The organism is Cryobacterium adonitolivorans (genome assembly GCF_004402695.1).
In the GTDB taxonomy this organism is placed as follows: domain Bacteria; phylum Actinomycetota; class Actinomycetes; order Actinomycetales; family Microbacteriaceae; genus Cryobacterium; species Cryobacterium adonitolivorans.
Map to the genome: position 1 here is coordinate 203,363 of NZ_SOFL01000008.1, position 23,517 is coordinate 226,879.

Sequence of the window (23,517 nt, forward strand, 5' to 3'; positions counted from 1 at the left end):
CCTTACTCAGTCAAATCTCGCGACGGGGTGCGCATAACTCCTGCAATTCTCCCCGTTCGGTGGCGAAACCGGCCGAACGGGCTGTTTTTGGCAGGAATTGCAGGAGTTATGCCGGGGCGGGGGTTTGGCGGCCGGTGGCTGGGGTCAGCGGCCGGTGCCGCCGTGCACGACGGCGTCGTCGTCGCTGTCCAGCCCGAAGGCCGTGTGCACAACCCGCAGGGCCTGGTTGATGGTGTCGGCGCGGGTGACGACCGAGATGCGGATCTCGCTGGTGGAGATCATCTCGATGTTGATACCCGCCTCGAACAGCGACTCGAACAGCTTGGCGGAGACGCCGGTGTTGGTGCGCATCCCGGCGCCAACCAGGGCGAGCTTGCCGATCTGGTCGTCGTACTGCAGGCCGGCGAAGCCGACGTGCTGCTGCTCGTTGGCGAGCGCGGTGAGCACCTGCTGGCCCTCGGACTTGGGCAGGGTGAACGAGATGTCGGTGAGTCCGGTGGACGCGGCCGACACATTCTGCACGATCATGTCGACGTTGGCGTTGGTCTTGGCGACGATCTTGAAGATCTGCGCGGCCTTGCCGGGGATGTCGGGGACACCGACGACGGTGACCTTGGCCTCGCTGAGGTCGGCGGCGACCCCCGCGATGATGGGCTCTTCCACGGGCTCTCCATTCAATATTTCGGTGGCGTAGGGGCTGGTGGCGCCCGGGTTGTAGACGATGGTGCCGGTGTTGTTGTTGAACGACGACCGAACGTGCAGGGTGACCCCGTGCCGGCGGGCGTATTCCACGGCGCGAATGTAGAGCACCTTGGCGCCCGCGGCGGCGAGTTCGAGCATCTCTTCGCTGGAGACCCTGTCGAGTTTGTGCGCTTTGGGGACGACCCGGGGGTCGGCGCTGAAGATGCCGTCGACATCCGTGTAGATCTCGCAGATATCGGCGCCGAGGGCGGCGGCGAGGGCCACTGCCGTGGTGTCGGAGCCACCGCGGCCGAGCGTGGTGATGTCCTTGGTGTCGCGGTTGAAGCCCTGGAAACCGGCGACGATGGCGATGGCGCCTTCGTCGAGGGCGTCACGCAGTCGTCCGGGGGTGACGTCGACGATGCGGGCGGCGCCGTGCTGGGCATCCGTGATCATGCCGGCCTGGCTGCCGGTGAACGAGCGAGCGTCGTAGCCCATGCTCTTGATCGCCATGGCGAGCAGGGCCATGGAGATACGCTCCCCCGCGGTCAGCAGCATGTCGAGCTCGCGCGGCGCCGGGATCGGGGTCACCTCGTGGGCGAGGTCGAGCAGCTCGTCAGTGGAGTCGCCCATCGCGGAGACGGCCACGACGATGTCGTTGCCGGCCTTCTTGGTGTCGACAATGCGCTTGGCAACGCGTTTGATGCTCTCGGCGTCGGCAACGGATGATCCGCCGAACTTCTGCACGATCAGGCTCACGTGGGCACTCCTGGCTTCCGGGTACGCGGAGACATCCCGCGCTCCCATCCTAAATGCGTTCGTATTCTCGGGTGTTCATGTGTCGTTGTGCGCTGGGCGAGGTGGATGAGTGCGCGGTGCTCCCGAGCACCAACTGTTGCCGATCCGGACAGTTGTGGCCGGCGCACCGGGCGCACATATCCGCACGGGCAACAGTTGCGGGCGCCGGGCTAGCTCGTGACGGTGCGGCGGCCCTCGAAGGCGCGGCCCAGGGTGACCTCGTCGGCGTATTCGAGGTCGCCGCCGACGGGCAGTCCGGAGGCCAGGCGGCTGACCTTGATGTCGAGGGTGGTCAGCAGGCGGGAGAGGTAGGTGGCGGTGGCCTCGCCCTCGAGGTTGGGGTCGGTGGCGATGATCACCTCCTGCACGGTGTTGTCGGCGAGTCGCGTCATCAGTTGACGGATGCGCAGGTCGTCGGGGCCGATGCCGTCGATGGGGCTGATCGCCCCGCCGAGCACGTGGTACAGGCCCTTGAACTCGCGGGTGCGCTCGATGGCGACGACGTCCTTGGCCTCTTCGACCACGCAGATGGAGGTGGGGTTGCGGCGCGGGTCACGGCAGATCATGCAGGTGTCCTGCTCGGAGACATTGCCGCAGATCTCGCAGAACTTCACCTTGTCGCGCACCTCTAGCAGCACGTTGGCCAGGTGGGTGACGTCGAAGTTCTTGGTCTGCAGAATGTGGAACGCGATGCGCTGCGCCGACTTCGGGCCGATGCCGGGCAGCCGGCCGAGCTCGTCGATGAGTTCCTGAACGATGCCTTCATACATGGGTTAATCGTTCCTCTGTCGCGAGATCGGGTCGTGCGGCTGTTCCTCGATGAAGGTGGCGCCGAGGATCTCGCGCACCACGGCCTCGCCGTAGCGCTGCTTCTCGGCGAACGCCGGTGAACGCCGGGCGGAGGCGCCCTGCGCTCCCGCGCCGCGCTGGGCGGATGCGGTGGGCGCGGATGGTGCGGATGGTGCGGATGCGCTGGGCGCCTGCTGCTGGTGGGGAGTCGGCTGCGTGGCCGGCCGGGAGCCACGGGTCGGCTCCGGGGGTGCGGAGAACTGTTGTGGGTCAGGGGGGAGGTCGTCGTAGGGCGGCGGCTCCTCGTCGAAGGGCGGCTCGAAGTCGGGCTCGGGCGCGTAGTCATACGCCGGGGCGGACTGCGGCGCAGTCTGGGGCGCGGCGGATGGCGGTGACGCTGCCGGGGTGGCGGCCGGGGCGCGCGTGGCGGCCGGGGAATCGGCGCCGGCGGGTGCGACGGCCGGTGCGCTGATGGGCGCAATGGCCGGGATGGTGACGGATACGCCCGCGGGCGCGCCCAGGACGGGGGCGACCATGGCTGGTTCGCTTGCCGTGGTCTCGGCGGCGGCCAGGGCGGCAGTAGATCCGGGGATGACCACGGTGGCCCAGCCCGTGGAGGTGGTCGGCGGCGCCAGGGTCGCGGTCGCTGTGCCGGTGCCTGTGGCCGGGCCGAAGTCGGAGGCGGCGCCGCTGGACGGGCCACCGAACGCGGCCGAGGGCACGTTGATAACCGCGGCTGGGGTCGGCGGGGTGCTCGCCGCCGGAGCGCCCTGAGGCGTCTTGGTGGAGGGCGCCGAGTTGGAGGAAGCCGAGTTGCTTGGTGCCGCGGCGGAGGGGGCCGAGCCCGACGTTGAGCTGGAGGGCGACGAGCCGGACGTCGCTGCCTTGACGGAAGCCGTGTTGGTGGGAGCCGCGATCGAGGAAGCCGACCTGACCGGCGGCGTGGCGGCCGCACCGGCGGGCGGCGGGGTGGGGGCCGTGCCGGTGCCCGCGGTCGGGGTGATGGGCGCTGGGGCGAAGGTCTCGGAGTCGGCGCGGGCGATGAACTTCACCCGCAGGCCGAGCACCTTCACGATGGCGCCGCGGAGGAACTCGCTGACACCCTGGCCGGGAGCCTGCTGGGCCTTGAAGCCCTGCATGTCCTGCTCGCTGGGGAAGGACAGCACCAGAACGTCTTCACCGCGCAGGTCAAGCACCCGGGCGGTGTACACCACGAGCCAGGCGCTGAGCTTGACCTCCTTGACGGCCTGGAGGATCTGCGGCCACGCGTCCTTGATCTGCGCCAGGGTGACCGGACCGACGGGCACGACGTGGGCCGCGGGCGGCGCTGTCGCCACGGCGGGAACGGGAACGCCGGCGGTGGGGCTGGCACCGGTGACGGGGCTGGTGTCGGCGGCCGGGCTGGTTGCTGCGGCGGGCGCGGCGGACTCGACCGGGACGGCAGCGGGGGTCCCCGGGGCCCGGGTTGCCCAGCCCTGGGCTGCGGGAGGGACGGAGGTCGTCGTAGCAGCCGGCGGGGTGGCGGGAACTGTCGCGGGGGTGCGCGGGGCCGGTGCTGCGGCGGCGGGAACGGCCGCGGCCGCGGCATCCGTGGTGCCGCCGTCGACGCCGATGCGGCGCTCGAGGCGTTCGACGCGGGCGAGGGCGCCACGCGTGGTGTCGTCGGTGGCGGGGATGAGCACGCGCGCGATCATGAGTTCGAGGTGCAGACGCGGCGAGGTGGCGCCGGTCATCTCGGTGAGGGCGGCGTTGAGGATGTCGGCGGTGCGGCTCAGTTCGGCGGGACCGAACTTGGAGGCCTGCACGTGCATGCGGTCGAGCTCGTCCTGCGGCACGCCGCGGAGCACGGCCGCGGCCGCGGCGGCGCTGGTGGCGGCCACGATGATGAGGTCGCGCATGCGCTCGAGCAGGTCCTCGACGAAGCGGCGGGGATCCTGGCCGGTCTGGATGACGCGGTCGACGGCGTCGAAGGCGGCCGAGGAGTTGCGGGCGGCGATGGAGTCGATGGCGTCGTCAAGCAGGGTCGCGTGGGTGTAGCCGAGCAGGGCCACGGCCCGCTCGTACTCGATCGCGTCGGTCTCGGAGCCGGCCATGAGCTGGTCGAGCAGTGAGAGGGTGTCGCGGGGCGAGCCGCCGCCGGCACGCACCACGAGCGGCAGCACGCCGGGTGCCACGGTCATGTTCTCGCTGTCGCAGAGCTGCTGCACGTAGTCGAGCATGGGCGCCGGGGGCACCAGCCGGAAGGGGTAGTGGTGGGTGCGCGAGCGGATGGTGCCGATGACCTTTTCGGGCTCGGTCGTGGCGAAGATGAACTTCACGTGTTCCGGCGGCTCTTCGACGATCTTCAGCAGCGCATTGAAGCCCTGTGGGGTCACCATGTGCGCCTCGTCCAGGATGAAGATCTTGTAGCGGTCGCGGGCCGGCGCGAAGATGGCGCGTTCGCGAATGTCACGGGCGTCGTCGACACCGTTGTGGCTGGCCGCGTCGATCTCGACCACGTCGAGGGAGCCGCTGCCGTCGCGGGAGAGCTCGACACAGCTGGGGCAGACGCCACACGGTGTGTCGGTGGGGCCCTCGGCGCAGTTGAGGCACCGGGCGAGGATGCGGGCGGAGGTGGTCTTGCCACAGCCCCGGGGTCCGCTGAAAAGGTAGGCATGATTGACCCTGTTGGTGCGCAGGGCGGTCATGAGCGGATCGGTCACCTGGGACTGACCGATCATTTCGGCAAAAGTCTCTGGCCGGTAACGGCGATACAGGGCGGTAACCACGAGGTCAATCGTACTTGCTGCCGCTGACACCCCGATTGGTTCGTGCACAGGGCTCCCCGCACCGCGTGTGGGACGCGAGTTGCCCCCGTGCGGACGAGTTGCCCCGGCGGACCTGCGCAACTCGTCCGCGGCGGGGCAACTCGGCGGGGCTGAGGCACGAAGCGGGCGAGGGTGTTCTCTGTGCCGTGCAGGCAGAGGATGACCACCTCGTTCTCGGTACCGAGCACCGGGCCGGGCACGTAGAGGGTGGTCTGCGGGCCGCGGTCCCAAAACCGGCCGAGGCTGAACCCGTTGCTCCAGGCGTGCCCCTTGCCCCAGCCCTCGGTGCTGAGCATGCGCACCCTCGACGCCGTCACCGGCGCCGTGAAGCGGCTCCCCGAGCAGGCTGTGGACGGCATCGTGATCATCATGGAAGCGCACATCCTGGACCGGATCGATGTGACCGTACCGACCGGTGTGCCCGCCGTGATCGTTGACTCCGACGCCGGTGAGCGCTACACGGTGGTCGACACCGACCAGACCGAGGGCGCCCGGCTGGCCACCCAGCACCTGCTCGACCTCGGGCACCGCACGGTCTGGCACATCGCCGGACCGGAGTCGTCCTTCTTCGCCTCGAACGATTAGAGGGCCCTCGGCGTGATGCGGGCCATGCACGAGGCCGGCCGGTCGGTGCCCGCCGAGGCAAGCGTGGTCGGCTTCGACGACGTGCGCGAGGCGGATGCCTTCTGGCCGCCGCTGACCACCGTGCACCAGGACTTCGGCCAGGTGGGGCGGCTGTGCATCGAGAAGCTGCTGCTCCAGATCGACTCTGCCGTGGGCCCCGGCACCACCATCGTGCCCACGCACCTTGTGGTGCGCGCGAGCACGGCGTCCCCGCCCAGCTAGCTACCCGCTCAACTGGTCGAGCCTGCCGACGCCATGCGCTGGGTGTCGCAGTAGACCCGGCGAGACGACGTGCGGCACGGGATAATACCCCTCGTTTGGGGTTGCCACTACCCCCTCCTCCGGCGGTAGAGCGAATCCGTCTGCAGCTCTAAATAGACGGTGAAATCGCCGATTCGTCACGGAAAAAAGCCAAGTTAGCGGATTCTCTCAGAGTGCTTGTAATTGAGCTAGAGCCGACAGAGGATATTCGCATTGCGACACAGACGTCGAGGGTCGGCGTCTCTCACACATCGATTTTTCAAGGAGTGTCATGTCGAACATTTATCCACCATCCGCACCGGGCACCCCGGACCTCGACGCCCGCGCGGCGTCAGACAGCGGCCCCGATGCCAAGGAGCGCGCCGCCGAGGTGAAGGACACCTCCGTCGCCGCCGGCCAGCACGTTGCCGGCGTCGCCAAGGACGAGATTCACCGCGTCGGCAGCGAGACCAAGCAACAAGCCAAGGACCTGTACCGCCAGACGCAGAGCGAACTCGCCGACCAGGCCGCCTCGCAGCAGAAACGAGTCGCGTCCGGCATCCGCACGCTCGGTGATGAACTCGGGTCGATGGCGGATTCGTCTGAAACTCAGGGTGTTGCCAGCGACCTCGCCCACCAGGCCGCCTCGCGTGCCGCCGGAGTCGCCGACTGGCTGGACCAGCGCGATCCGGGTTCGCTGCTCAACGAGGTCAAGGGCTTCGCCCGCCGCCGGCCCGGCACCTTCATCGCCATCGCCGCCGTCGCCGGGGTCCTGGCCGGGCGCCTCACCCGCTCGGTGATCGCCGAGAGCAAGGAATCCTCTGAGAGCGGCACCGGCGGCGGCACGCCGTCCGGTTCCAACCCGCAGGCCGGCGTCGGCACCCCGAGCGCGTACGGCGGTCAGCCCGGGGTCGGGACTCCCCCCGCAACGCCCAGCGGCGTCGGGACCCCGCTCGCGGCTGAGTACCCGGAATATCGGGAGAACCGCAATGAGTGACCTGCCCACCCCCTCTGAACGTAAGGCGGCAGACACCTCGCTGGGCGACCTGCTCGGCGAGGTGACTCGCGACGTGTCCATTCTCATGCGCCAGGAAGTCGAACTGGCCAAGGCGGAGGTCAAGCAGTCTGCTACCCGCGCCGGCAAGGGTGCCGGGATGCTCGGCGGAGCCGGCTACGCCGGTCACCTGACCGTGCTCTTCCTGTCGTTCGCGGCCTGGTGGGGGCTCGGGCATGTCATCGACATCGCCTGGGCCGCAGTGATTGTCGCCGTCGTCTGGGCCATCGTGGCCGCCGTGCTCTTCGTGCTCGGACGCAACGAGATGAAAACCATCAAGGGCGCGCCCGAGACCGTCGACACCCTGAAGCAGATCCCTGACGCACTGAAACGAAACGAGGAAAACCGATGAGCACCTACGACACGAACAGCTCCGACCCAGAGGTCCTGCGGCAACAGATCGAGGAAACCCGCCGGGGCCTGGGCGCCGACGTGGACGCCCTGGCCGACAAGGTCACCCCGGGCAAGATCATGCAGCGCCAGACCACCAAAGTACGAGGAGCTTTCTCCTCTGTGAAGGACAAGCTCATGGGTTCAGCATCCGACGCCGGCGACTCCTTGGGCGGGGTGGCCGATGAGGCTTCCGGCCTTGCCCACAACGCCGTCGACAAGGCAAAGGGCAACCCGCTTGCGATCGGCCTGATCGCGTTCGGTGTGGGTTGGTTGGCGTCGTCGCTGATACCCGCCAGCACCGCCGAGACGAGGATCGCGGCGAACGTGAAGGATGCCGCTGAGCCGCTGGTCCACGAGGTCACCGACGTAGCAAAGGAGATGGGTGAGAACCTCAAGCAGCCGCTCGCCGACGCCGCCGACGCCGTCAAGGGCACCGCAACGGATGCCGCCGAAACTGTGAAGTCCGAAACGACCTCGTCCGCAGAAGACGTGCGGGACACTGCGAAGCACACCGGTTCGGGCGCCCTCGGGTAGCTGCGGAACCCGCACCATCCGCTCGACGATCGCGAGGAGATATTTCCGGTGGCCAGCAACGAGACCCACGAGAAGAAGGACCATGCTCCCTCGCCCGACGATTCGCGCAAGCCGGATTCGCCGGGTGAGGTGAGCAAGCCGTCCTGGAAATACGCGATACGGAAGACGTTTCGCGAGTTCTCCGCCGACCAGTGCACCGACATCGCAGCGTCGCTGACCTACTACGCCGTCTTGGCGCTGTTCCCAGCGCTGATCGCGCTCATGTCGCTACTGGGCGTCTTAGGCCAGGGAGAGCGGTCCGTCGACACCATCCTCAACCTCGTCAACCAGGTAGCTCCCGGCGGCACGGCCGACATGCTGCGCGAACCGCTCGCGCAATTCAGCTCGTCACCGGCCGCCGGGTTCGCCCTGGTCTTCGGCATTGTGCTGGCCATCTGGTCGGCATCCGGCTACGTCGGCGCGTTCAGCCGGGCCATGAACCGGATCTACGAAATCGAGGAGGGCCGGCCGTTCTGGAAACTGCGCCCTATGCAGCTCTTCGTGACTATCGTCTCGATCCTGCTCATCCTCATCATGCTGGTGATCCTGATCGTTTCCGGGCCCGTCACGGATGCGGTGGGCAGCGCCCTCGGTCTCGGCGAGACCGTGCAGATCGTGTGGTCCATCGTGAAGTGGCCGATCCTGGCCCTGGCCGCTGTGCTGATCATCGCGATCCTTTATTACGCGACCCCGAACGCCAAGCAGCCGAAGTTCCGCTGGATCAGTCTGGGCGCCCTGCTGGCGCTGATCACCCTGGTGATCGCGTCGTTCCTGTTCGGGCTCTACATCACGAATTTCTCCAACTACGACCGCACCTACGGATCGCTCGCCGGCGTCATCGTGTTCCTGCTCTGGCTCTGGATCGCCAATCTCGCCCTGCTCTTCGGTGCCGAGTTCGACGCCGAACTCGAGCGCGGCCGCCAACTCCAGGCCGGCATCGCAGCCGAGGAGGACATCCAGTTGCCGCCGCGGGACACCCGCAAGAGCGACAAAGCAGCAGAGAAGGACCGCGCGGACGTGGCCACCGGGCGGCGCCTGCGCGAGGAGAGCGGCGAGGGCCGCGACACCGACTGAGTCTGAGCCCGAGCCCGGCCGGTTCGACCGTCGACACACCCCGATGAAAGGAAGACCATGTATTTCCACGTGCAAAACCTCATCCACGACATCGTCCAGGACGAGCCGGATCCGGCCGCGGCCAACGCGCTGCAGGAGGGCTTGGGTGGGCAGTTCGGTGAGATGCGCACCATGATGCAATACCTGTTCCAGTCTATGAACTTCCGGGGTCCCGCAGCGAAGCCGTATCGCGACCTGATCCAGGGCATCGGCACCGAGGAGATCAGCCACGTCGAACTCATCGGCACCACCATCTCCCGGCTGCTGGATGGCTCGCCCGGCTACCAGGGCAAGGTCACCGACCCGCTGGACAAGGCCGGTTCCGGCGGAGCGGTTCCCCTGGAAATCGCCCTCGACCACGGCAATATCCACCACTACCTGGTCGGCGCGCAGGGCGCACTGCCGGTCGACGCCGTCGGCAACCCGTGGAGCGGCAGCTACGTGTACAATTCCGGGAACCTCGTGCTCGACCTGATCTACAACCTCATGCTGGAGTCCACCGGCCGGCTGCAGAAGTGCCGCATCTACGAGATGACCGACAACAAAACGGCACGATCCACGATCTCTTACCTGATTGTGCGCGACCAGGCCCATGAGAACGCCTACGCCAAGGCCCTGGAATCCTTGGGCGTGAACTGGAACACCCTGCTGCCAATCCCGAAGACCAACGCCGAGAAGTTCCCCGAGGTGAAGAAACTGCTCGACCTCGGCCTGCAGAGCAAGCAGTACACCTTTGATCTCGCCGGTCAGTCTGAGGCGGGAAAGATCTTCCAGGGTTTGTCCCCTTCGAAGGACGGCACGAGCCTGGTCGCTGACGAGCAGGCTCCCACGGGGGTACCGTCGGTGATCGCCCCCGAACGGATGGAGGAGTTCGCCCCCGGCCTGGACCCGGCATTGCTGGAGCTCATCCAGGCCACTGCTGACATGGAGATGGCCGAGGTGCACGTGTCCTTCGGACCCGCGAAGAAGAAATGAAAGCCCTCACCTGGCAGGGCAAGCGGCACGTCTCGATCGAAGAGGTGCCTGACCCGGTCCTCGAGAAACCGACAGATGCGCTCATCCGGATCACCTCGACGGCCATCTGCGGGTCAGACCTGCACCTCTATGAGGTGCTCGGGCCGTTCCTCTCCCCCGGCGACGTCCTCGGGCATGAATCGATGGGAGTCGTCGAGGAGGTGGGCGCGGCCGTGCGTTCCCTCCGTCCCGGCGACCGGGTGGTCATCCCATTCGTGATCGCCTGCGGCGACTGCTTCATGTGCCGGCGCGGGCTCACGACCCAGTGCGAGACCACCCAAAACCACGCCCACAACACCGGGGCCTCGCTGTATGGCTACACCGAATTGTACGGTTCGGTGCCGGGCGGCCAGGCGGAACGGCTACGGGTGCCGCTGGCCGACGCCAACGCCCGCAAGGTGGGCCACGACCTGCCGGATGAGCGCTACCTGTTCCTCAGCGACATTCTGCCGACAGCCTGGCAGGGCGTCGCTTACGCCGAGCTGCCGGAGGACGGCGTGCTCGGGGTGCTGGGGCTCGGCCCGGTGGGGCAGTTCGTCGGCCGGATCGGCCGGTACCTGGGACACCGGGTCGTGGCGGTCGACCCGGTGCCAGAGCGGCGCCTGATGGCGGAGCGGTACGGGATCGAAACCCTGGACCTTACCGATGACGTGCTCGAGCGGCTGCGGGATACCACCAGCGGCCGCGGCCCTGACTCGATCGTGGACGCCGTGGGCCTGGAGGCGCACGGCTCCCCCGGCACCGGTTTCGCCCAGGCCGCGGTCGGCCTGCTGCCGGACCCCGTAGCGAAAAAGGTGCTGGACACCGCGGGGATCGATCGGCTCAGCGCCATGCACCTCGCCTTCGAGGCGGTGCGTCGTGGCGGCACAGTGTCCCTCAGCGGGGTGTACGCCGGCGTGGCCGATCCCACCCCCATGCGGACCCTGTTCGACAAGCAGGTCAGCATCCGGATGGGCCAGTGCAACGTGCACAGCTGGTTGGACGATCTGGTGCCGCTGGTGGAGGACCCTGCCGACCCGCTGGGAGTCGAGGACTTGATGACGCACCGGGTGCCGCTGGAGCGCGCGCCTGAAATGTACGAGCTGTTCCAAAAGAAGCAGAAGGGCTGTATCAAGGTCGTCCTCACCCCGTGAGGCGGCCCTCGTCGGGATGCTCGGTTAGGCGTGTTGCCCCAGTTCGGCCAGCAGGCCGGGCAAGTCCGACAGGATCTCGCGTGACTGCGTTCACTCTGAAGCGACAGCGGCGCCGTCGCGGATGTGTGCGCGGTGACGCTCACACCAGCCGTGACCAAGTGGGACACATCGGTGTAGCTGGCCACCGGCAGAGCGATTGCCCGTTGTCGCGAACCAGCCGGCTGATGGAGGGCGTTCAACAGAGGTTGATCCCCGGTCCGGTGAGCGGTACATCCGCGCCGCGCAGTGGCATGTCGACGATTTCGGAGTCAGCGGCTTGGCGGCGGTGGCGGCCACGTTCGCCGCGCTCTCGCCGTGCCAAACGAGCAGCACCGACGCCGCGCCGCCGCTCGCGCGACATGGGGGGATGGTTCTGCCGGAATCCGGCGTCAGAAGCCTCGGCCGCCGGTGACGGGCACCACCGCGCCCGAGATGTATGAGGCCTCCGGCGAGGCCAGGAAAACATAGGCGGAGGCGAGTTCTGCGGGCTGCCCGGCCCGGCCCAGCGGCGTGTCCTGGCCGAAGGTGGGCAGCGTGTCCGGCCAGGAGGTCGCCGGGATCAGCGGGGTCCAGATAGGGCCGGGAGCTACGGCGTTCACGCGCACCCCGGTGGAGCCCAGCTGCTGCGCGAGCGCCTGGGTGAATGCCACCAGCGCGGCCTTGGTCATCGCGTAGTCGATGAGCTGCGGCGAGGGGCTCGACGCCTGTATTGAGGATGTGGAGATGATTGACGAGCCGGGCGCCAGATGCGGGACGGCGGTGCGCGCGATCCACAGGGTGGCGTACAGGTTGGTCTTGAAAACCCGGTCGAATTCCTTCGTGGACAGGTTTTCCAGGCCGTCGCGGTTCTCCTGGTAGGCGGCGTTGAGCACCAGGATGTCCAGCCCGCCGAGGGTGGCGACGGTCTCGTTCACGATGGAGATACAGTGCCCCTCCTCGCGAATGTCGCCGGGAAGCAGCAAGGCGGTGCGACCTGCGGCGCGGACCAGGGCTGCGGTGTCCTCGGCGTCTTCCTGCTCCTCGGCCAGGTAGGAGATGGCCACGTCGGCACCTTCCCTGGCGTAGGCGATGGCGACGGCGCGGCCGATCCCGGAGTCGCCTCCGGTGATCAAGGCGCGCCTGCCGGTGAGCTTGCCGCTGCCCTCATAGGTGTTCTCACCGTGGTCGGGGCGAGGTTCGGTCGCGGCGGTGAGTCCGGGCTGGTCCTGCTCCTGCCTGGGGAAGCCAGCGGAGAAGTACTTGGTGGTGGGGTCTTCGCTCGGGTTCGTCATGAGTGGTGTTCCTTGTTGAAGGGTAGGGCCCGGGTCAAGCGCGACCCGGGCCGAGGGTGAAGCTTTTAGCGCTTGAAGAGGCGCTGCAGCCTGCCGCCGGTGGCTTCGGGCCGCTGCTGTTCCCCTTGCTGGGCGGCGAGCACGATCAGGATGAGCGTGACGGCGGGAGTGACCCACTGCAGGATGCGCTGCTGGTTCTGCGCTGACGCCAGCTCGTCGGGGGTGCCCTCCGCGGGCTCGGTGGTGCCCTCGACGGGTTCGCCGGCGTTGGCGCCCATCTTCATGCCGACAACGCCGGAGTAGACGCTTGCGCCGACGGCGACCAGGGTGAGGGCCAACTTGACTCCGGTGTTGACTCTCCCCTCCCGCTGCAGGGCGAGGCGTTCCGTGTTGCCGAGGATCAGGCCAGCCCCGCCGATGCCGTGCGCGGCCATGGCCGCCCACTGCACTGGAGCCCAGTGCTTCCAGCCCACGCTGGACACTGCGAGCCGTTCCCGGGGGCTGCTCACCGATGCTGCGGCGCTGTTGAGCCCCACCGCCCCCATCAGCGAACCACCGAACCAGGCTGCCAGGCCGACATCGTGAAAGCTTCGAACGAGAGTGTTGCGTGACGACATACGGATACTCCTCGTGATTGTGGGGCAGTTATGAGTGAGACGGTTCTCGGGTGGGAAACGTCATGAAGAATATGGAACGGTTTGGGCCTTCGCGGCGACCCGTCACGACATCAGGCCCCGGGGGCGTGAGGTCCCCGGGGCTCGATAACAGTGCGGTGCTAGTGAGTGTCGTCGCGGGAGCGGTTGCCCTTGCGGTCGGCGTCTGACGCGTCGTAGTCGATCTCTTCCTTGCGCACCTCTTCGGAGACCCGCTGGTCCTCGGTCACCGTCTCGGTGCCCAGGCGGACCCGCTCCACCGGAACGGTTTCCTTGTCCACCACGACGCGCTCCTCGGTGAGCTGGACTTCGTGCTCCTCGTCGCTGAGGTCGGGGCCGGAGGTGGCGTTGCCCCGGTTCGCGTCGGTGATGGGTTCGCGCTCGAGGGTGACTTCCTCATGGCTCACCGGCACAGTGACGGTTTGGTTCTCCGTAACCACGTGCTTGCGCAGCCGAGCTCGGCCCGCGTCCACCTGCTCTGTGCCCACGCGCAGCTGCTCTTCAGAGCGGGTCATCGCGTCATCCGTGGTGGGGCCGGAGGTGTCGTACCCTTCGGTGCGCCGGTCGCCGACGGTGGCATTCGTCTGCGTGCCGGCGTAGTCCGCATCGCGGTCCGTCGTGCTCGATCCGCCGAGCTTGTAGTACTTGTAGAGGGCGTCTTCATCGGCGCTCTCCAGTGAGCCGTCGGTGTCGATCCGCGGGGCATCCTTAACGAAACTCTTGTCGAAGCCGATACGCAGCTCGTCGCCGGTCCAGTCGGCGCTGTCGAGCGGCGCGAAGGATTCGCTGGTTCCGAACAGTCCGGTCTTGACAGTTACCCAGCTGGGCTGGTTGGTGGACGAGTCCAGATACACCTGGCCGACCGTGCCGACCTTGCGGCCCTCGGTGTCCACGACGTTTGCACCGATGAGTGAATCGATGTTGTTGGTGTTGATCATTGTCATTTCTCTCTTCCTGCTTCTCACACCGAACGGGTTGTTCGACGCTGGTGGGGCGGTGGATCGAATTGAGGATTATTCGTGTGGCGAGGGTGGCGCGGCCTATCGGCCGAGCCCGGCCTTGTCTACCTTGCGGTGGAACCGCATCCCGGCCATGCCGCCGAGGATGGCGCCGCCCAGGCTGACGAGTGCGATCACAAGTGCCGTGATAATGCTGCCCAGCGCGAGGTCGCCCTCGTTGACGGGGATTCGGGGGAAACTGTTGAGGTCGGCCAGAATGTTGAACTGGCTTCCCGCAATGGCTCCCACGATTGCAAGCACCACGGCGATGATGAGCGCCCACAACCAAACGGCGATGCCCTGCTTGATGCCGTCAAATCGCGCCATCCGGCCGGCCACGTAGCCGCCGCAGTAGTACGCGACAAAGACGACGACGGCCAGGGCGATGGCGCCGATCAGGCCGACGGTCTCGGCGTTCTGGGCCGCAGCCTCCGAGGTCTCTGCCGGGTCGACCTCGGCGCCCAGGCCGACGGCCGCACCAGCTCCTGCGACCAAGGCGGTGAGAAGCACGGCCGCACCGGTGGCGGTCAGCCAACCGAAGAAAGCCGCGCCGAATTTCATGCCGCCGAACTGAGCCTTTTCCTTGGCGAGGACATCCTCGCGGATGGTGTTTCCGCTGGTCGCCGCGTGGGCGGCCGGCTGGGTGTCGCCGGATGAGTTGGGTGGGGGACCCTGTCCGGGTTCGTTCTGCGCTGACGTCATGAGGTTCTCCTTCGAACGATGGTGCCTGGTTGAACGAGTACATCGGAGAGGCCGATGATGCGCCTCTGTCCGAATAACGGGCTACCTTTCTCAGACGGACTGACGCGGCGTATCGTCACGCTCGGCGCCGAACTTTTCTCACTTTTCGTCATTCCTCTGGCCATTGGGCGACGGCGGTCAGCTGTAGTACAGAGCCACCGGGCGGCAGTCGATCTCGCGCACCTCAACCTGGGTGTCAGTGACGAGTTCGAGCACGTCGGCGCGCCTGATCAGGTCAGCCGGCGCATCCGCCACGACCCGGCCGTCGCGCATGGCGACGACGATGCGGTCGGAGTGGGTCGGGGCGAAGTTGATGTCGTGCAGTACATCGAGCGTTCTCGCGAGATCGCCCGACGCCGCCGTGTCGAACGCCGATCGGGTCGCGGTTCCCGCCGGGTCGACACTCGACCCGACGCCGGGCGGGCCTGTCACCCTCGCGCCCTAGGCATAATTCCTGCAATTTCCCCTTCAGACCGGCATCGGATGCCGGAATTTCGCGGGTGGGTGCCACTGCGGCGAAATTCTGCAGGAGTTGCGCATCCCGACCACCGTGCTGCCGACGACGACGGGTCAGGCGGAGGCTCGGCGGGAGATAGCCCGATCGAACTCGCCGCCGGCGGGCACGATCTCCTTACCGAGCGGTGCGAGCGAGACGGGCACCATCTTGAAGTCGGCGATGCCGAGCGGGATGCCAATGATGGTGACGCAGAGCGCGATGCCGGAGACGATGTGCGCGAGGGCGAGCCACCAGCCGGCCAGGATCACCCAGATCACGTTGCCGAGGAACGAAAAGGCTCCGCTTGACGGTTTGGCGACGACGGTTCGGCCGAACGGCCAGAGCGCGTAAACGCCGATGCGGAACGAAGCGATGCCCCAGGGGATCGTGATGATCAGGATGCAGAGCACGACGCCGGCAGCGACGTAGCCCAGGAAGAGCCAGAAGCCGGAGAGGACAAGCCAGATGACGTTGAGGAGTGTGCGCACGGGGGAATTTTACCGCCGCCCTGTCCGGCCTGCACGAGGTCTCGACTGGCTCGACCAACGGGTCCTTGCGCGGGATCGACTCGCGGGTCTCGACAGGCTCGGCCGACGGACGGCGCGGGACTCACGGGCAGGGGGAACAGGACTGAGATGCGGAAAATCCCGCCTTCGTTGTGGGAACGAAGGCGGGATTTTCCGCACCTCGAGTGCTGGAAGCCGGGGGCTAGATGACGGCCTGGGTTTCGCGGGCGATTTCGAGCTCCTCGTTGGTGGGGATGACGAGCACGGTGACGCGGGAGGCATCCGTCGACACGACGCGGGCGACGCGCGAGAACGGGTCGTTGCGCGCCGGGTCGATCTCGATACCGAGGCCCTCGAGGCCGCGCAGGGCGCCCTCGCGGATGATGCCGGAGTTCTCGCCGACACCGGCGGTGAAGACGATCACGTCGAGGCCGCCGAGCTGGGCCATGTAATTGCCCACGTAGCCCTTGATGCGGTGGTAGTAGACGTCGAGCGCGGCCTGGGACACGGCGTCGCCGGCCACGGCGGCGTCTTCGACGTCGCGCATGTCACCGTTGCCGGTAAGGGCGAGCATTCCGCTCTTCTTATTGAGGAGGGTGTCGAGGTCGTCGATCGACAGGCCGGCCTTGCGGTGCAGGTGGAACAGCACGGCGGGGTCGATGTCGCCGGAGCGGGTGCCCATGACCAGGCCCTGCAGCGGGGTCAGGCCCATCGAGGTGTCGATGGACTTGCCGCCGTCGACGGCGGTGGCCGAGGCACCGTTGCCGAGGTGCAGCACGATGGTCTTCAGCTCGCTCAGGGGACGGCCGAGGAACTCGGCGGCGGCCTCTGAGACGAACTTGTGCGAGGTGCCGTGGAAGCCGTACCGGCGGATGCTGTGCTCCGCGGCCAGGGCCGGGTCGATCGCGTAGGTGTACGCGGCCGGCGACATGGTGAGGTGGAACGAGGTGTCGAAGACGGCCACGTGCGGCACGTCGGGGAAGTTCGAGCGGGCGGCGACAATGGCTTGCACGTGCGCCGGGTTGTGCAGCGGGGCGAGGTCGGCGAGGTCGCTGATCTGCTGCTGAACGGCGTCGTCGATCACGGTGGGTCCGGTGAAGATGCTGCCGCCCTGCACGACGCGGTGGCCCACGGCGATGAGGTTGGCGTCGGTCAGCTGCGGGCCGTGCTCGGCGAACGCGGCGATCATCACGTCGAAACCGGCGGTGTGGTCGGGGATCGGCAGGTTGCGCTCCTGGCGGCCGGCGTCCGAGGCGGTGTTGGTGTGGCGGGCGTGTCCGGTGCCCTCACCGATGCGCTCGACGAGTCCACCGGCCAGTTCGGTCTCGGTGTCGATGTCGATCAGCTGGTACTTGAACGAGGACGAGCCGGAGTTGATGACGAGGATGGCGGTCATACTGCTGCCACCACCGCTCGGAGCGATGCGGCCTGGATGGCGGTGATCGCCACGGTGTTCACGATGTCCTGCACGAGGGCTCCTCTGGAAAGGTCGTTGATGGGTTTGCGCAGGCCCTGCAGGACGGGGCCGATCGCCACGGCGCCAGCGCTGCGCTGCACCGCCTTATAGGTGTTGTTGCCGGTGTTGAGGTCGGGGAAGATGAACACGTTCGCCTTGCCGGCGACCTCGGATTCCGGCATCTTGGCGGCGGCCACAGCGGCATCCGCCGCGGCGTCGTACTGAATCGGGCCTTCGACGGCGAGGTCGGGGCGGCGTTCGCGAACGATCGCGGTGGCCTCCCGCACCTTTTCTACATCTGCTCCGTTGCCGGAGACGCCGGTGGAGTACGACAGCATCGCGATGCGCGGGTCGATGCCGAACTCGATGGCCGTCTCCGACGCCGAGATGGCGATGTCGGCGAGCTGGGCGGCGGTGGGGTCGGGGTTGACCGCGCAGTCGCCGTAGACGAGCACACGGTCGGCCAGGGCCATCAGGAACACGCTCGAGACCACGGACACGCCGGGGCGGGTCTTGATGATCTCGAAGCTGGGCCGGATGGTGTGCGCGGTGGTGTGTGACGCGCCGGAGACCATGCCGTCGGCCAGGCCGAGCTGCACCATCATGGTGCCGAAGTATGAGACGTCGGTGACGACGTCGCGGGCCTGGTCGATGGTGACGCCCTTGTGGGAGCGCAGCCGCGCGTATTCCTCGGCGAAGCGCATGCGCAGCACGTCGTCGAACGGGCTGATGACCTGCGCCTTGGCGATGTCCAGGCCCAGGCCGATGGCGCGCGAGCGCACCTCGAACTCCTCGCCGAGGATGATCAGGTCGGCCACGTCGCGGGCCAGCAGGGTGGCGGCGGCGCGCAGCACGCGGTCGTCGTCACCCTCGGGCAGTACGATGCGCATGCGATTCTGCCTGGCGCGCTCGAGCAGGGTGTACTCGAACATCAGCGGGGTGACCACGTCGGCGCGGCTCACCTTGAGCCGATCGAGCAGGGCGGCACCGTCGACGTGCTGCTCGAACAACGCCAGGGCGGTGTCGTGCTTACGCTGCGAGTCGGCGGCCAGGCGGCCTCGGGTGTGGGTGATGCGCAGGGCCGCCTCGTAGGAGGCCAGGTCGGTGCGGATGATCGGCACCGACGGGGCGAGGCCCTTCATGAGCTGTTCGATGGACTCGGGCAGCGCGAAACCGCCGACGAGAACGACACCGGCCAGCGACGGGAAGGTGGCCGACGAGTTGGCCATCAGGGCCGCCAGCAGCACCTCAGGGCGGTCGCTCGGGATGACGACGACGGCGCCCTCGGCGAGGCGGGGAAGCACGTTGACCATCGACATGGCGGCCACGACGACGCTGAGCGCCTCGCGGGAAAGCAGTTCGGGGTCGCCCTGCACCAGGGTGCCGTGGGTGGCTTCGAGGATGGTCTTCATGCTCGGGGCCACGAGGAACGCGTCTTCGGGGATGGCCCAGACGGGCACGACGGCGGCGTGCAACGCATCCGCGGTGGCCGGGGTGTTGTCGACGCCCTCGCGCACCGCGGCGATGAGGCCGTTGAGGTTGGCGGGGTCGGCGCGGTTGACCACGACGCCGAGCAGCGAGACGTGTTCTGACGCGAGTTCGGTCAGGGCCACATCGGTGAGCTGGCGGATGTCGTCACTGGTGCGCGGTTCGCTCTGGCCGAGCTGGTCGCTCTGGTTGAGTCCCTCGCCCTGGCCGAAGGCCACCCGGCCGGCGAGCACGAGCAGCACCGGCACTCCGAGGTTCGCGGCGATGCGGGCGTTGTAGGCCAATTCGGTGGGGCTGCCGACGTCGGTGAAGTCGCTGCCGATGACCACGACGGCGTCGCACTGCGCTTCGACGGCCTTGTAGCGGGCCACGATGCGCGAGAGCGCGGCATCCGGGTCGGCGTGCACGTCGTCGTAGGTGACGCCAACGCACTCGTCGTAGCTGAGCGCCGGCTGCGCGACGGGATGGTCGCCGACGGGTTTGCGGGCCTGCAGGTGATTGAGCAGGAGTTCGAGCACGTAGTCGGGCTTGTGCTTGGAACGAGCGATGGGTCGGAAGACGCCCACCCGCTCGATGGAGTGCAACAGGGTGTCGAGAACGCCGAGTGCGATAGTGGATTTGCCGGTATTTCCCTCGGCGGAGGTGATGTAAATGCTTCGAGCCACGGTTATACGTTATCCCCGCCAGTGGTGTCCAGTGCGCGCGCAGCGGCTGCCGCGGCATCGTTCCCAGCCCATACCCAGTCGGTCACTTCGGGAATGTCCTCCCCGTGATCGCGGGTGTACTGCCGGGCACGCAGGCGGGCATCCTGCATCTGCTGGCGAAGCAGTCCGGCACGGGCTCCGAGTCCGGGCACCCGGTCGATGACATCCATCACCAGGTGGTACCGGTCGAGGTCGTTGAGCATGACCATGTCGAACGGCGTCGTCGTCGTTCCGTTCTCCTTGTACCCGCGGGCATGCAGGTTGCCATGGCCGTGGCGCTTGTAGGTGAGCCTGTGGATCAGCCACGGGTAGCCGTGGTAGGCGAAAACGATGGGCTTGTTCGCGGTGAAGTAGGCGTCGAACTCGCGGTCGCTCAGGCCGTGCGGGTGGTCGTCCTCCGACTGCAGGCGCATCAGGTCGACCACGTTGACCACGCGCACGCTGAGGTCGGGCATGGCCTCGCGGAGGATCTTGGCGGCGGCGAGCACCTCGAGGGTGGGCACCTCGCCGGCGGCGGCGAGCACCACGTCGGGTTCGGTGCCGGGAATCTCGGTGCCGGCCCACTCGAAGATGCCCAGGCCCCTCTCGCAGTGTGCGACGGCCTGGTCCATGGTGAGCCAGTTCGGCGCCGGCTGCTTGCCGGCCACGACCACGTTGACGTAGTCGACGCTGCGCAGGCAGTGGTCGTAGATCGACAGCAGGGTGTTCGCGTCGAAGGGCAGGTAGACCCGCACGACGTCGGCGCTCTTGTTCACGACGTGGTCGATGAAACCCGGGTCCTGGTGCGAGAACCCGTTGTGGTCCTGGCGCCAGACGTGGGAGGAGAGCAGGTAGTTCAGGCTCGAGATGGAGCGGCGCCACGGGATCTCACGGGTCACCTTGAGCCACTTGGCGTGCTGGTTGAACATCGAGTCGATGATGTGGATGAACGCTTCGTAGCAGTTGAAGACGCCGTGCCGGCCGGTGAGCAGGTAGCCCTCGAGCCAACCCTGGCACTGGTGCTCGCTGAGCATCTCCATGACCCGGCCGGCGCGGGCGAGGTTGGTGTCTTCGGGCAGGTATTCGCCGTTCCACTGTTTGTCGGTGGCGGCGTAGACGGATGGTGCGAGCCGGTTGGATGCGGTCTCGTCGGGTCCGAAGATGCGGAAGTTGTCCGGGTTCTCGCGGATGATGTCGGCCATCCAGATGCCGAGCACCTTGGTGGCCTCGTCGACGGTGGCGCCGGGGGTCGGCACATCCACCGCGTAGTCGCGGAAGTTGGGCAGCTTGAGTTCGCGGCGCAGCAGCCCGCCGTTGGCGACCGGGTTGGCGCTCATGCGTAGATCGCCGTGCGGGGCGAGGGCGGTGATGTTGGCGGCGGGGGCGCCGGCCTCGTCGAAGAGCTCCTCGGGCTTGTAGGAGCGCAGCCAGGATTCGAGCACGTCGGTGTGCGACTGGGTGTCGCGGGCGTTGACCAGCGGCACCTGGTGCGAACGCCAGGAGTCTTCCACCTGCACGCCGTCGATCACGGGAGGGCAGGTCCAGCCCTTGGGGGTGCGCAGGATGATCATCGGCCAGCGCGGCCGGTTGGTGTCGCCGGCGAGGGCGGCGCGCTTGATCGCGGCGATCTCGTTGAGCACCTCGTCCATGGTCTGCGCCATGCGCTGGTGCACGGCCAGGGGGTTTTCGCCGTCGAAACCGCCGGAGACGATGTGCGGGTTGTGGCCGTAGCCGCGCATGAGCTCGAGCAGTTCGCTCTCGGGGATGCGGGCCAGGATGGTGGGGTTGGCGATCTTGTAGCCGTTGAGGTGCAGGATCGGCAGCACGACGCCATCCTGCAGCGGGTCGACGAACTTGTTGGAGTGCCAGCTGGTGGCCAGCGGGCCGGTCTCGGCCTCTCCGTCACCGATGACGGCGGCCACGAGCAGGTCGGGGTTGTCGAACGCTGCACCGTAGGCGTGGCTGAGCGCGTAGCCGAGCTCGCCGCCCTCGTGGATCGAGCCGGGGGTCTCGGGTGAGGCGTGGCTGGGGATGCCGCCCGGGAAGGAGAACTGGCGGAACAGGCCCTTGATGCCGTCTTCGGACTGATCGATACCGGAGTAGATCTCGGAGTAGGTGCCGTCGAGGTAGGCGTTGGCGACCATGCCGGGACCGCCGTGGCCGGGGCCGGTGATGTAGAGGGTGCTGATCTCGCGTTCGCGGATGACCCGGTTCAAGTGCGCGTAAAGGAAGTTGAGGCCGGGGGTAGTGCCCCAGTGGCCGAGCAGCCGCGGCTTGATGTGCTCGCGGGTGAGGGGCTCCCGCAGCAGCGGGTTGTCGAGCAGGTAGATCTGCCCGACGGAGAGATAGTTCGAGGCACGCCACCACGCGTCGACGCTGGCGAGAGCTTCTGCGCTCAACGCGTGCGGCAGGCGGCTGGGCCAGGTGAATGAGGTGGCGCTGGACGAATGGACCATCACGGACTCCAAGTGCTCTATGGGCGCCAGTGGCGCTGTTCAAGTCTAGGAGCGTTGATTCTTTGCAAGAGGGACGTTGGTCCCCCCTGCCCGCCGGCGAAAGGGCTACGCTTACCGGTTCGCATCCGGGCACATCCGGGCACATCCGGGCAAAGTAAAACTCCTCGCGCACCCACCAGAGCCCAGTTACCCTTGCTACGTTTCCGTCCTGGGGGAGTTGGCTGGGATAGCGCCACGCGAGGAGCCGTTGCCAGTTTAGGGCGTCTCGTCCCCATGCCCAAACCCGGGCACCCTGAACGATGTGTCACGCAGAGCATTCAGAAGCAGGTAAGATTTTCCCTGGTCGTTGTCTTCACGAATCGGCCGGCTCAGGAGAATTCGCCTAGTGGCCTATGGCGCACGCTTGGAAAGCGTGTTGGGTGAAAGCCCTCGGGGGTTCGAATCCCCCATTCTCCGCAAGTTGCTTCACCCGGAACCCCGCCCGCGTAGCCCAGTGCACGTACAGGCGGGGTTTTTTGTGTGAGAGGCCGGCCGTTGGTTGAGGTTCTACGATCGCACTCGTGCCCCTACCCACCTTGCCGTCCGCGGCCCCGCTGCGCCCCGCCTCGATCTTCGGCCGGGAGTACGTCTGGGTCACCGTCGGCATCCTCGCGCTGATCTTCCTTGCCGTTCGAGGCGCTGGCCGTGACCACGGTGATGCCCACCATCAGTGCGGCGCTCGACGGCGACTCCTTGTACGCGCTGGCGTTCTCCGGTCCGCTCGCCGTGGGAGTTGTGGGCATGGTGGTTGCGGGCAAACTGGGCGGACCGCTCCGGCCCGGTGCCCGTGGTGCTGACCGCGGTTGTGCTGTTTGTCGTGGGCCTGATGATCGCCGGCACCGCCGCATCCATGCCCGCGCTCATCGTGGGACGACTGGTGCACGGCCTCGGCGGCGGGGCGCTGAGCGTGTCGCTGTACGTGGTCGTCGCGCGGGTGTACCCGCAGCGGATGCATCCGGCGTTCTTCGGCGCCTTCGCCGGAGCCTGGGTGGTGCCGTCGCTGATCGGACCGCTCATCGCGGGCCTGGTGGCGGAGTACACCAGCTGGCGGTGGGTGTTCCTCGGGGTTGTGGTGCTGGTGCTGGCCGCGATGGGCATGCTGCGGCCGGGGCTGGCGTCGATCGCGGCGTCGGAGCGGGAGCGGCCGGTTGGTGTTCGGGAACCGTGGCGGCTATCGCGCACGCTGTGGTCGCTGGGTGCGGCGGCGGCGGTGCTCTGCGCGTCGATGGCGGCGCAGCTGCCGGGCGCGTTGCTGTGGATTGGCACCGGGGCCGCCTGTGTACTGGCCGGGGTGGCGCTGCGTCCGCTGCTTCACTCTCTCGGCGCTGCTCGCCATCGGCGGCCTACTGCTCGTGGGCCGGGTCGGCCGCGACGACCCGCCCGCGGCCGGCCCGCCCGCCTGAGCCGCACCTGAGCCGCGCGCCCGAGCCGGGCCAGGTCGCATCGCGCGCGCCTACTGTTGCCAGAGCGGA

At 67.6% G+C, this 23,517-nt stretch carries 23 protein-coding genes, 1 tRNA gene and 1 other RNA gene; 10 read left to right on the forward strand and 15 right to left on the reverse strand.

Features of this window, described 5'->3' with window-relative positions; genetic code table 11:
* Positions 1–144 precede the first annotated feature (144 nt).
* The 4 genes from E3O42_RS03300 to E3O42_RS18810 form a co-directional block, all read right to left on the reverse strand.
* Positions 145–1,440 (reverse strand): aspartate kinase, encoded by a 1,296-nt coding sequence (locus E3O42_RS03300; protein WP_134452492.1) that lies wholly within the window; start codon positions 1,438–1,440, stop codon positions 145–147.
* 209 nt (positions 1,441–1,649) lie between these two features.
* A complete protein-coding gene (gene recR / locus E3O42_RS03305) occupies positions 1,650–2,249 on the reverse strand; it encodes a recombination mediator RecR (RefSeq protein ID WP_088455142.1) in 600 nt (199 codons plus the stop codon).
* A gap of 3 nt (positions 2,250–2,252) precedes the next feature.
* Entirely contained in the window at positions 2,253–4,988 is a 2,736-nt protein-coding gene (locus E3O42_RS03310) for a DNA polymerase III subunit gamma and tau (protein ID WP_241984599.1), read from the reverse strand.
* A complete protein-coding gene (locus E3O42_RS18810) occupies positions 4,985–5,458 on the reverse strand; it encodes a hypothetical protein (RefSeq protein WP_338144918.1) in 474 nt (157 codons plus the stop codon). Before E3O42_RS18810 ends, E3O42_RS03310 begins: the two co-directional genes overlap by 4 nt.
* Here E3O42_RS18810 and E3O42_RS18395 point away from each other — a divergent pair.
* The 8 genes from E3O42_RS18395 to E3O42_RS03345 all read left to right on the forward strand — a co-directional run bounded on the left by E3O42_RS18395 (position 5,346) and on the right by E3O42_RS03345 (position 11,219).
* Positions 5,346–5,660 (forward strand): type 1 periplasmic-binding domain-containing protein, encoded by a 315-nt coding sequence (locus E3O42_RS18395; protein ID WP_241984600.1) that lies wholly within the window; start codon positions 5,346–5,348, stop codon positions 5,658–5,660. The two genes, E3O42_RS18810 and E3O42_RS18395, sit on opposite strands and share 113 nt — an antisense overlap.
* A gap of 15 nt (positions 5,661–5,675) precedes the next feature.
* A complete protein-coding gene (locus tag E3O42_RS18400) occupies positions 5,676–5,921 on the forward strand; it encodes a substrate-binding domain-containing protein (RefSeq protein ID WP_241984612.1) in 246 nt (81 codons plus the stop codon).
* Positions 5,922–6,231: 310 nt separating this feature from the next.
* Positions 6,232–6,936, forward strand: coding sequence for a hypothetical protein (locus E3O42_RS03320; RefSeq protein WP_134452494.1), 705 nt, complete (start codon positions 6,232–6,234; stop codon positions 6,934–6,936).
* Positions 6,929–7,345, forward strand: a complete 417-nt coding sequence (locus E3O42_RS03325; protein WP_134452495.1) for a phage holin family protein — start codon at positions 6,929–6,931, stop codon at positions 7,343–7,345. Before E3O42_RS03320 ends, E3O42_RS03325 begins: the two co-directional genes overlap by 8 nt.
* The gene (locus E3O42_RS03330; RefSeq protein ID WP_134452496.1) at positions 7,342–7,920 is read left to right on the forward strand and encodes a DUF3618 domain-containing protein; all 579 of its coding nucleotides are present in this window, start codon (positions 7,342–7,344) and stop codon (positions 7,918–7,920) included. Before E3O42_RS03325 ends, E3O42_RS03330 begins: the two co-directional genes overlap by 4 nt.
* 48 nt (positions 7,921–7,968) lie before the next feature.
* Positions 7,969–9,033, forward strand: coding sequence for a YihY/virulence factor BrkB family protein (locus E3O42_RS03335; protein WP_134452497.1), 1,065 nt, complete (start codon positions 7,969–7,971; stop codon positions 9,031–9,033).
* Positions 9,034–9,090: 57 nt separating this feature from the next.
* Positions 9,091–10,047, forward strand: coding sequence for a manganese catalase family protein (locus E3O42_RS03340; RefSeq protein WP_134452498.1), 957 nt, complete (start codon positions 9,091–9,093; stop codon positions 10,045–10,047).
* The gene (locus E3O42_RS03345; RefSeq protein ID WP_134452499.1) at positions 10,044–11,219 is read left to right on the forward strand and encodes an alcohol dehydrogenase catalytic domain-containing protein; all 1,176 of its coding nucleotides are present in this window, start codon (positions 10,044–10,046) and stop codon (positions 11,217–11,219) included. Before E3O42_RS03340 ends, E3O42_RS03345 begins: the two co-directional genes overlap by 4 nt.
* A 428-nt stretch (positions 11,220–11,647) precedes the next feature.
* On the opposite strand, the gene E3O42_RS03350 is transcribed toward E3O42_RS03345, so the two are convergent.
* The 10 genes from E3O42_RS03350 to ffs form a co-directional block, all read right to left on the reverse strand.
* Positions 11,648–12,529 (reverse strand): SDR family oxidoreductase, encoded by an 882-nt coding sequence (locus E3O42_RS03350; RefSeq protein ID WP_134452500.1) that lies wholly within the window; start codon positions 12,527–12,529, stop codon positions 11,648–11,650.
* 65 nt (positions 12,530–12,594) lie between these two features.
* Positions 12,595–13,146, reverse strand: coding sequence for a hypothetical protein (locus E3O42_RS03355; RefSeq protein WP_134452501.1), 552 nt, complete (start codon positions 13,144–13,146; stop codon positions 12,595–12,597).
* A 158-nt stretch (positions 13,147–13,304) separates the two neighbouring features.
* Complete coding sequence (locus E3O42_RS03360; protein WP_338144919.1) at positions 13,305–14,126, reverse strand: DUF2382 domain-containing protein; 822 nt, start codon at positions 14,124–14,126, stop codon at positions 13,305–13,307.
* 96 nt (positions 14,127–14,222) lie between these two features.
* Positions 14,223–14,882, reverse strand: coding sequence for a hypothetical protein (locus tag E3O42_RS03365; RefSeq protein WP_134452502.1), 660 nt, complete (start codon positions 14,880–14,882; stop codon positions 14,223–14,225).
* Positions 14,883–15,059: 177 nt separating this feature from the next.
* Positions 15,060–15,353, reverse strand: coding sequence for an ATP-binding cassette domain-containing protein (locus E3O42_RS03370; protein ID WP_134452503.1), 294 nt, complete (start codon positions 15,351–15,353; stop codon positions 15,060–15,062).
* Between the two features lie 138 nt (positions 15,354–15,491).
* Positions 15,492–15,905 carry a YccF domain-containing protein gene (locus E3O42_RS03375; protein WP_134452504.1) on the reverse strand — a complete coding sequence of 138 codons (414 nt, stop codon included), beginning with the start codon at positions 15,903–15,905 and terminating at the stop codon, positions 15,492–15,494.
* 220 nt (positions 15,906–16,125) lie between these two features.
* Positions 16,126–17,319 (reverse strand): acetate/propionate family kinase, encoded by a 1,194-nt coding sequence (locus E3O42_RS03380; RefSeq protein WP_134452505.1) that lies wholly within the window; start codon positions 17,317–17,319, stop codon positions 16,126–16,128.
* Positions 17,316–19,532 (reverse strand): phosphate acetyltransferase, encoded by a 2,217-nt coding sequence (pta, locus tag E3O42_RS03385; RefSeq protein ID WP_134452506.1) that lies wholly within the window; start codon positions 19,530–19,532, stop codon positions 17,316–17,318. The genes E3O42_RS03380 and pta overlap by 4 nt, the downstream gene beginning before the upstream one ends.
* Before the next feature lie 2 nt (positions 19,533–19,534).
* The gene (locus E3O42_RS03390) at positions 19,535–22,006 is read right to left on the reverse strand and encodes a phosphoketolase family protein (RefSeq protein WP_134452507.1); all 2,472 of its coding nucleotides are present in this window, start codon (positions 22,004–22,006) and stop codon (positions 19,535–19,537) included.
* Positions 22,007–22,158: 152 nt separating this feature from the next.
* Positions 22,159–22,255: signal recognition particle sRNA small type (gene ffs, locus E3O42_RS03395), an RNA gene on the reverse strand.
* 122 nt (positions 22,256–22,377) lie between these two features.
* Here ffs and E3O42_RS03400 point away from each other — a divergent pair.
* Positions 22,378–22,462: transfer RNA gene (locus E3O42_RS03400), tRNA-Ser, on the forward strand.
* A 110-nt stretch (positions 22,463–22,572) separates the two neighbouring features.
* Here E3O42_RS03400 and E3O42_RS17905 read toward each other — a convergent pair.
* Positions 22,573–22,788 (reverse strand): hypothetical protein, encoded by a 216-nt coding sequence (locus E3O42_RS17905; protein ID WP_166787881.1) that lies wholly within the window; start codon positions 22,786–22,788, stop codon positions 22,573–22,575.
* A 5-nt stretch (positions 22,789–22,793) separates the two neighbouring features.
* Between E3O42_RS17905 and E3O42_RS03405 the strand changes: the two genes are divergently transcribed.
* A complete protein-coding gene (locus E3O42_RS03405) occupies positions 22,794–23,459 on the forward strand; it encodes an MFS transporter (protein ID WP_166787882.1) in 666 nt (221 codons plus the stop codon).
* Positions 23,460–23,517: the final 58 nt, after the last annotated feature.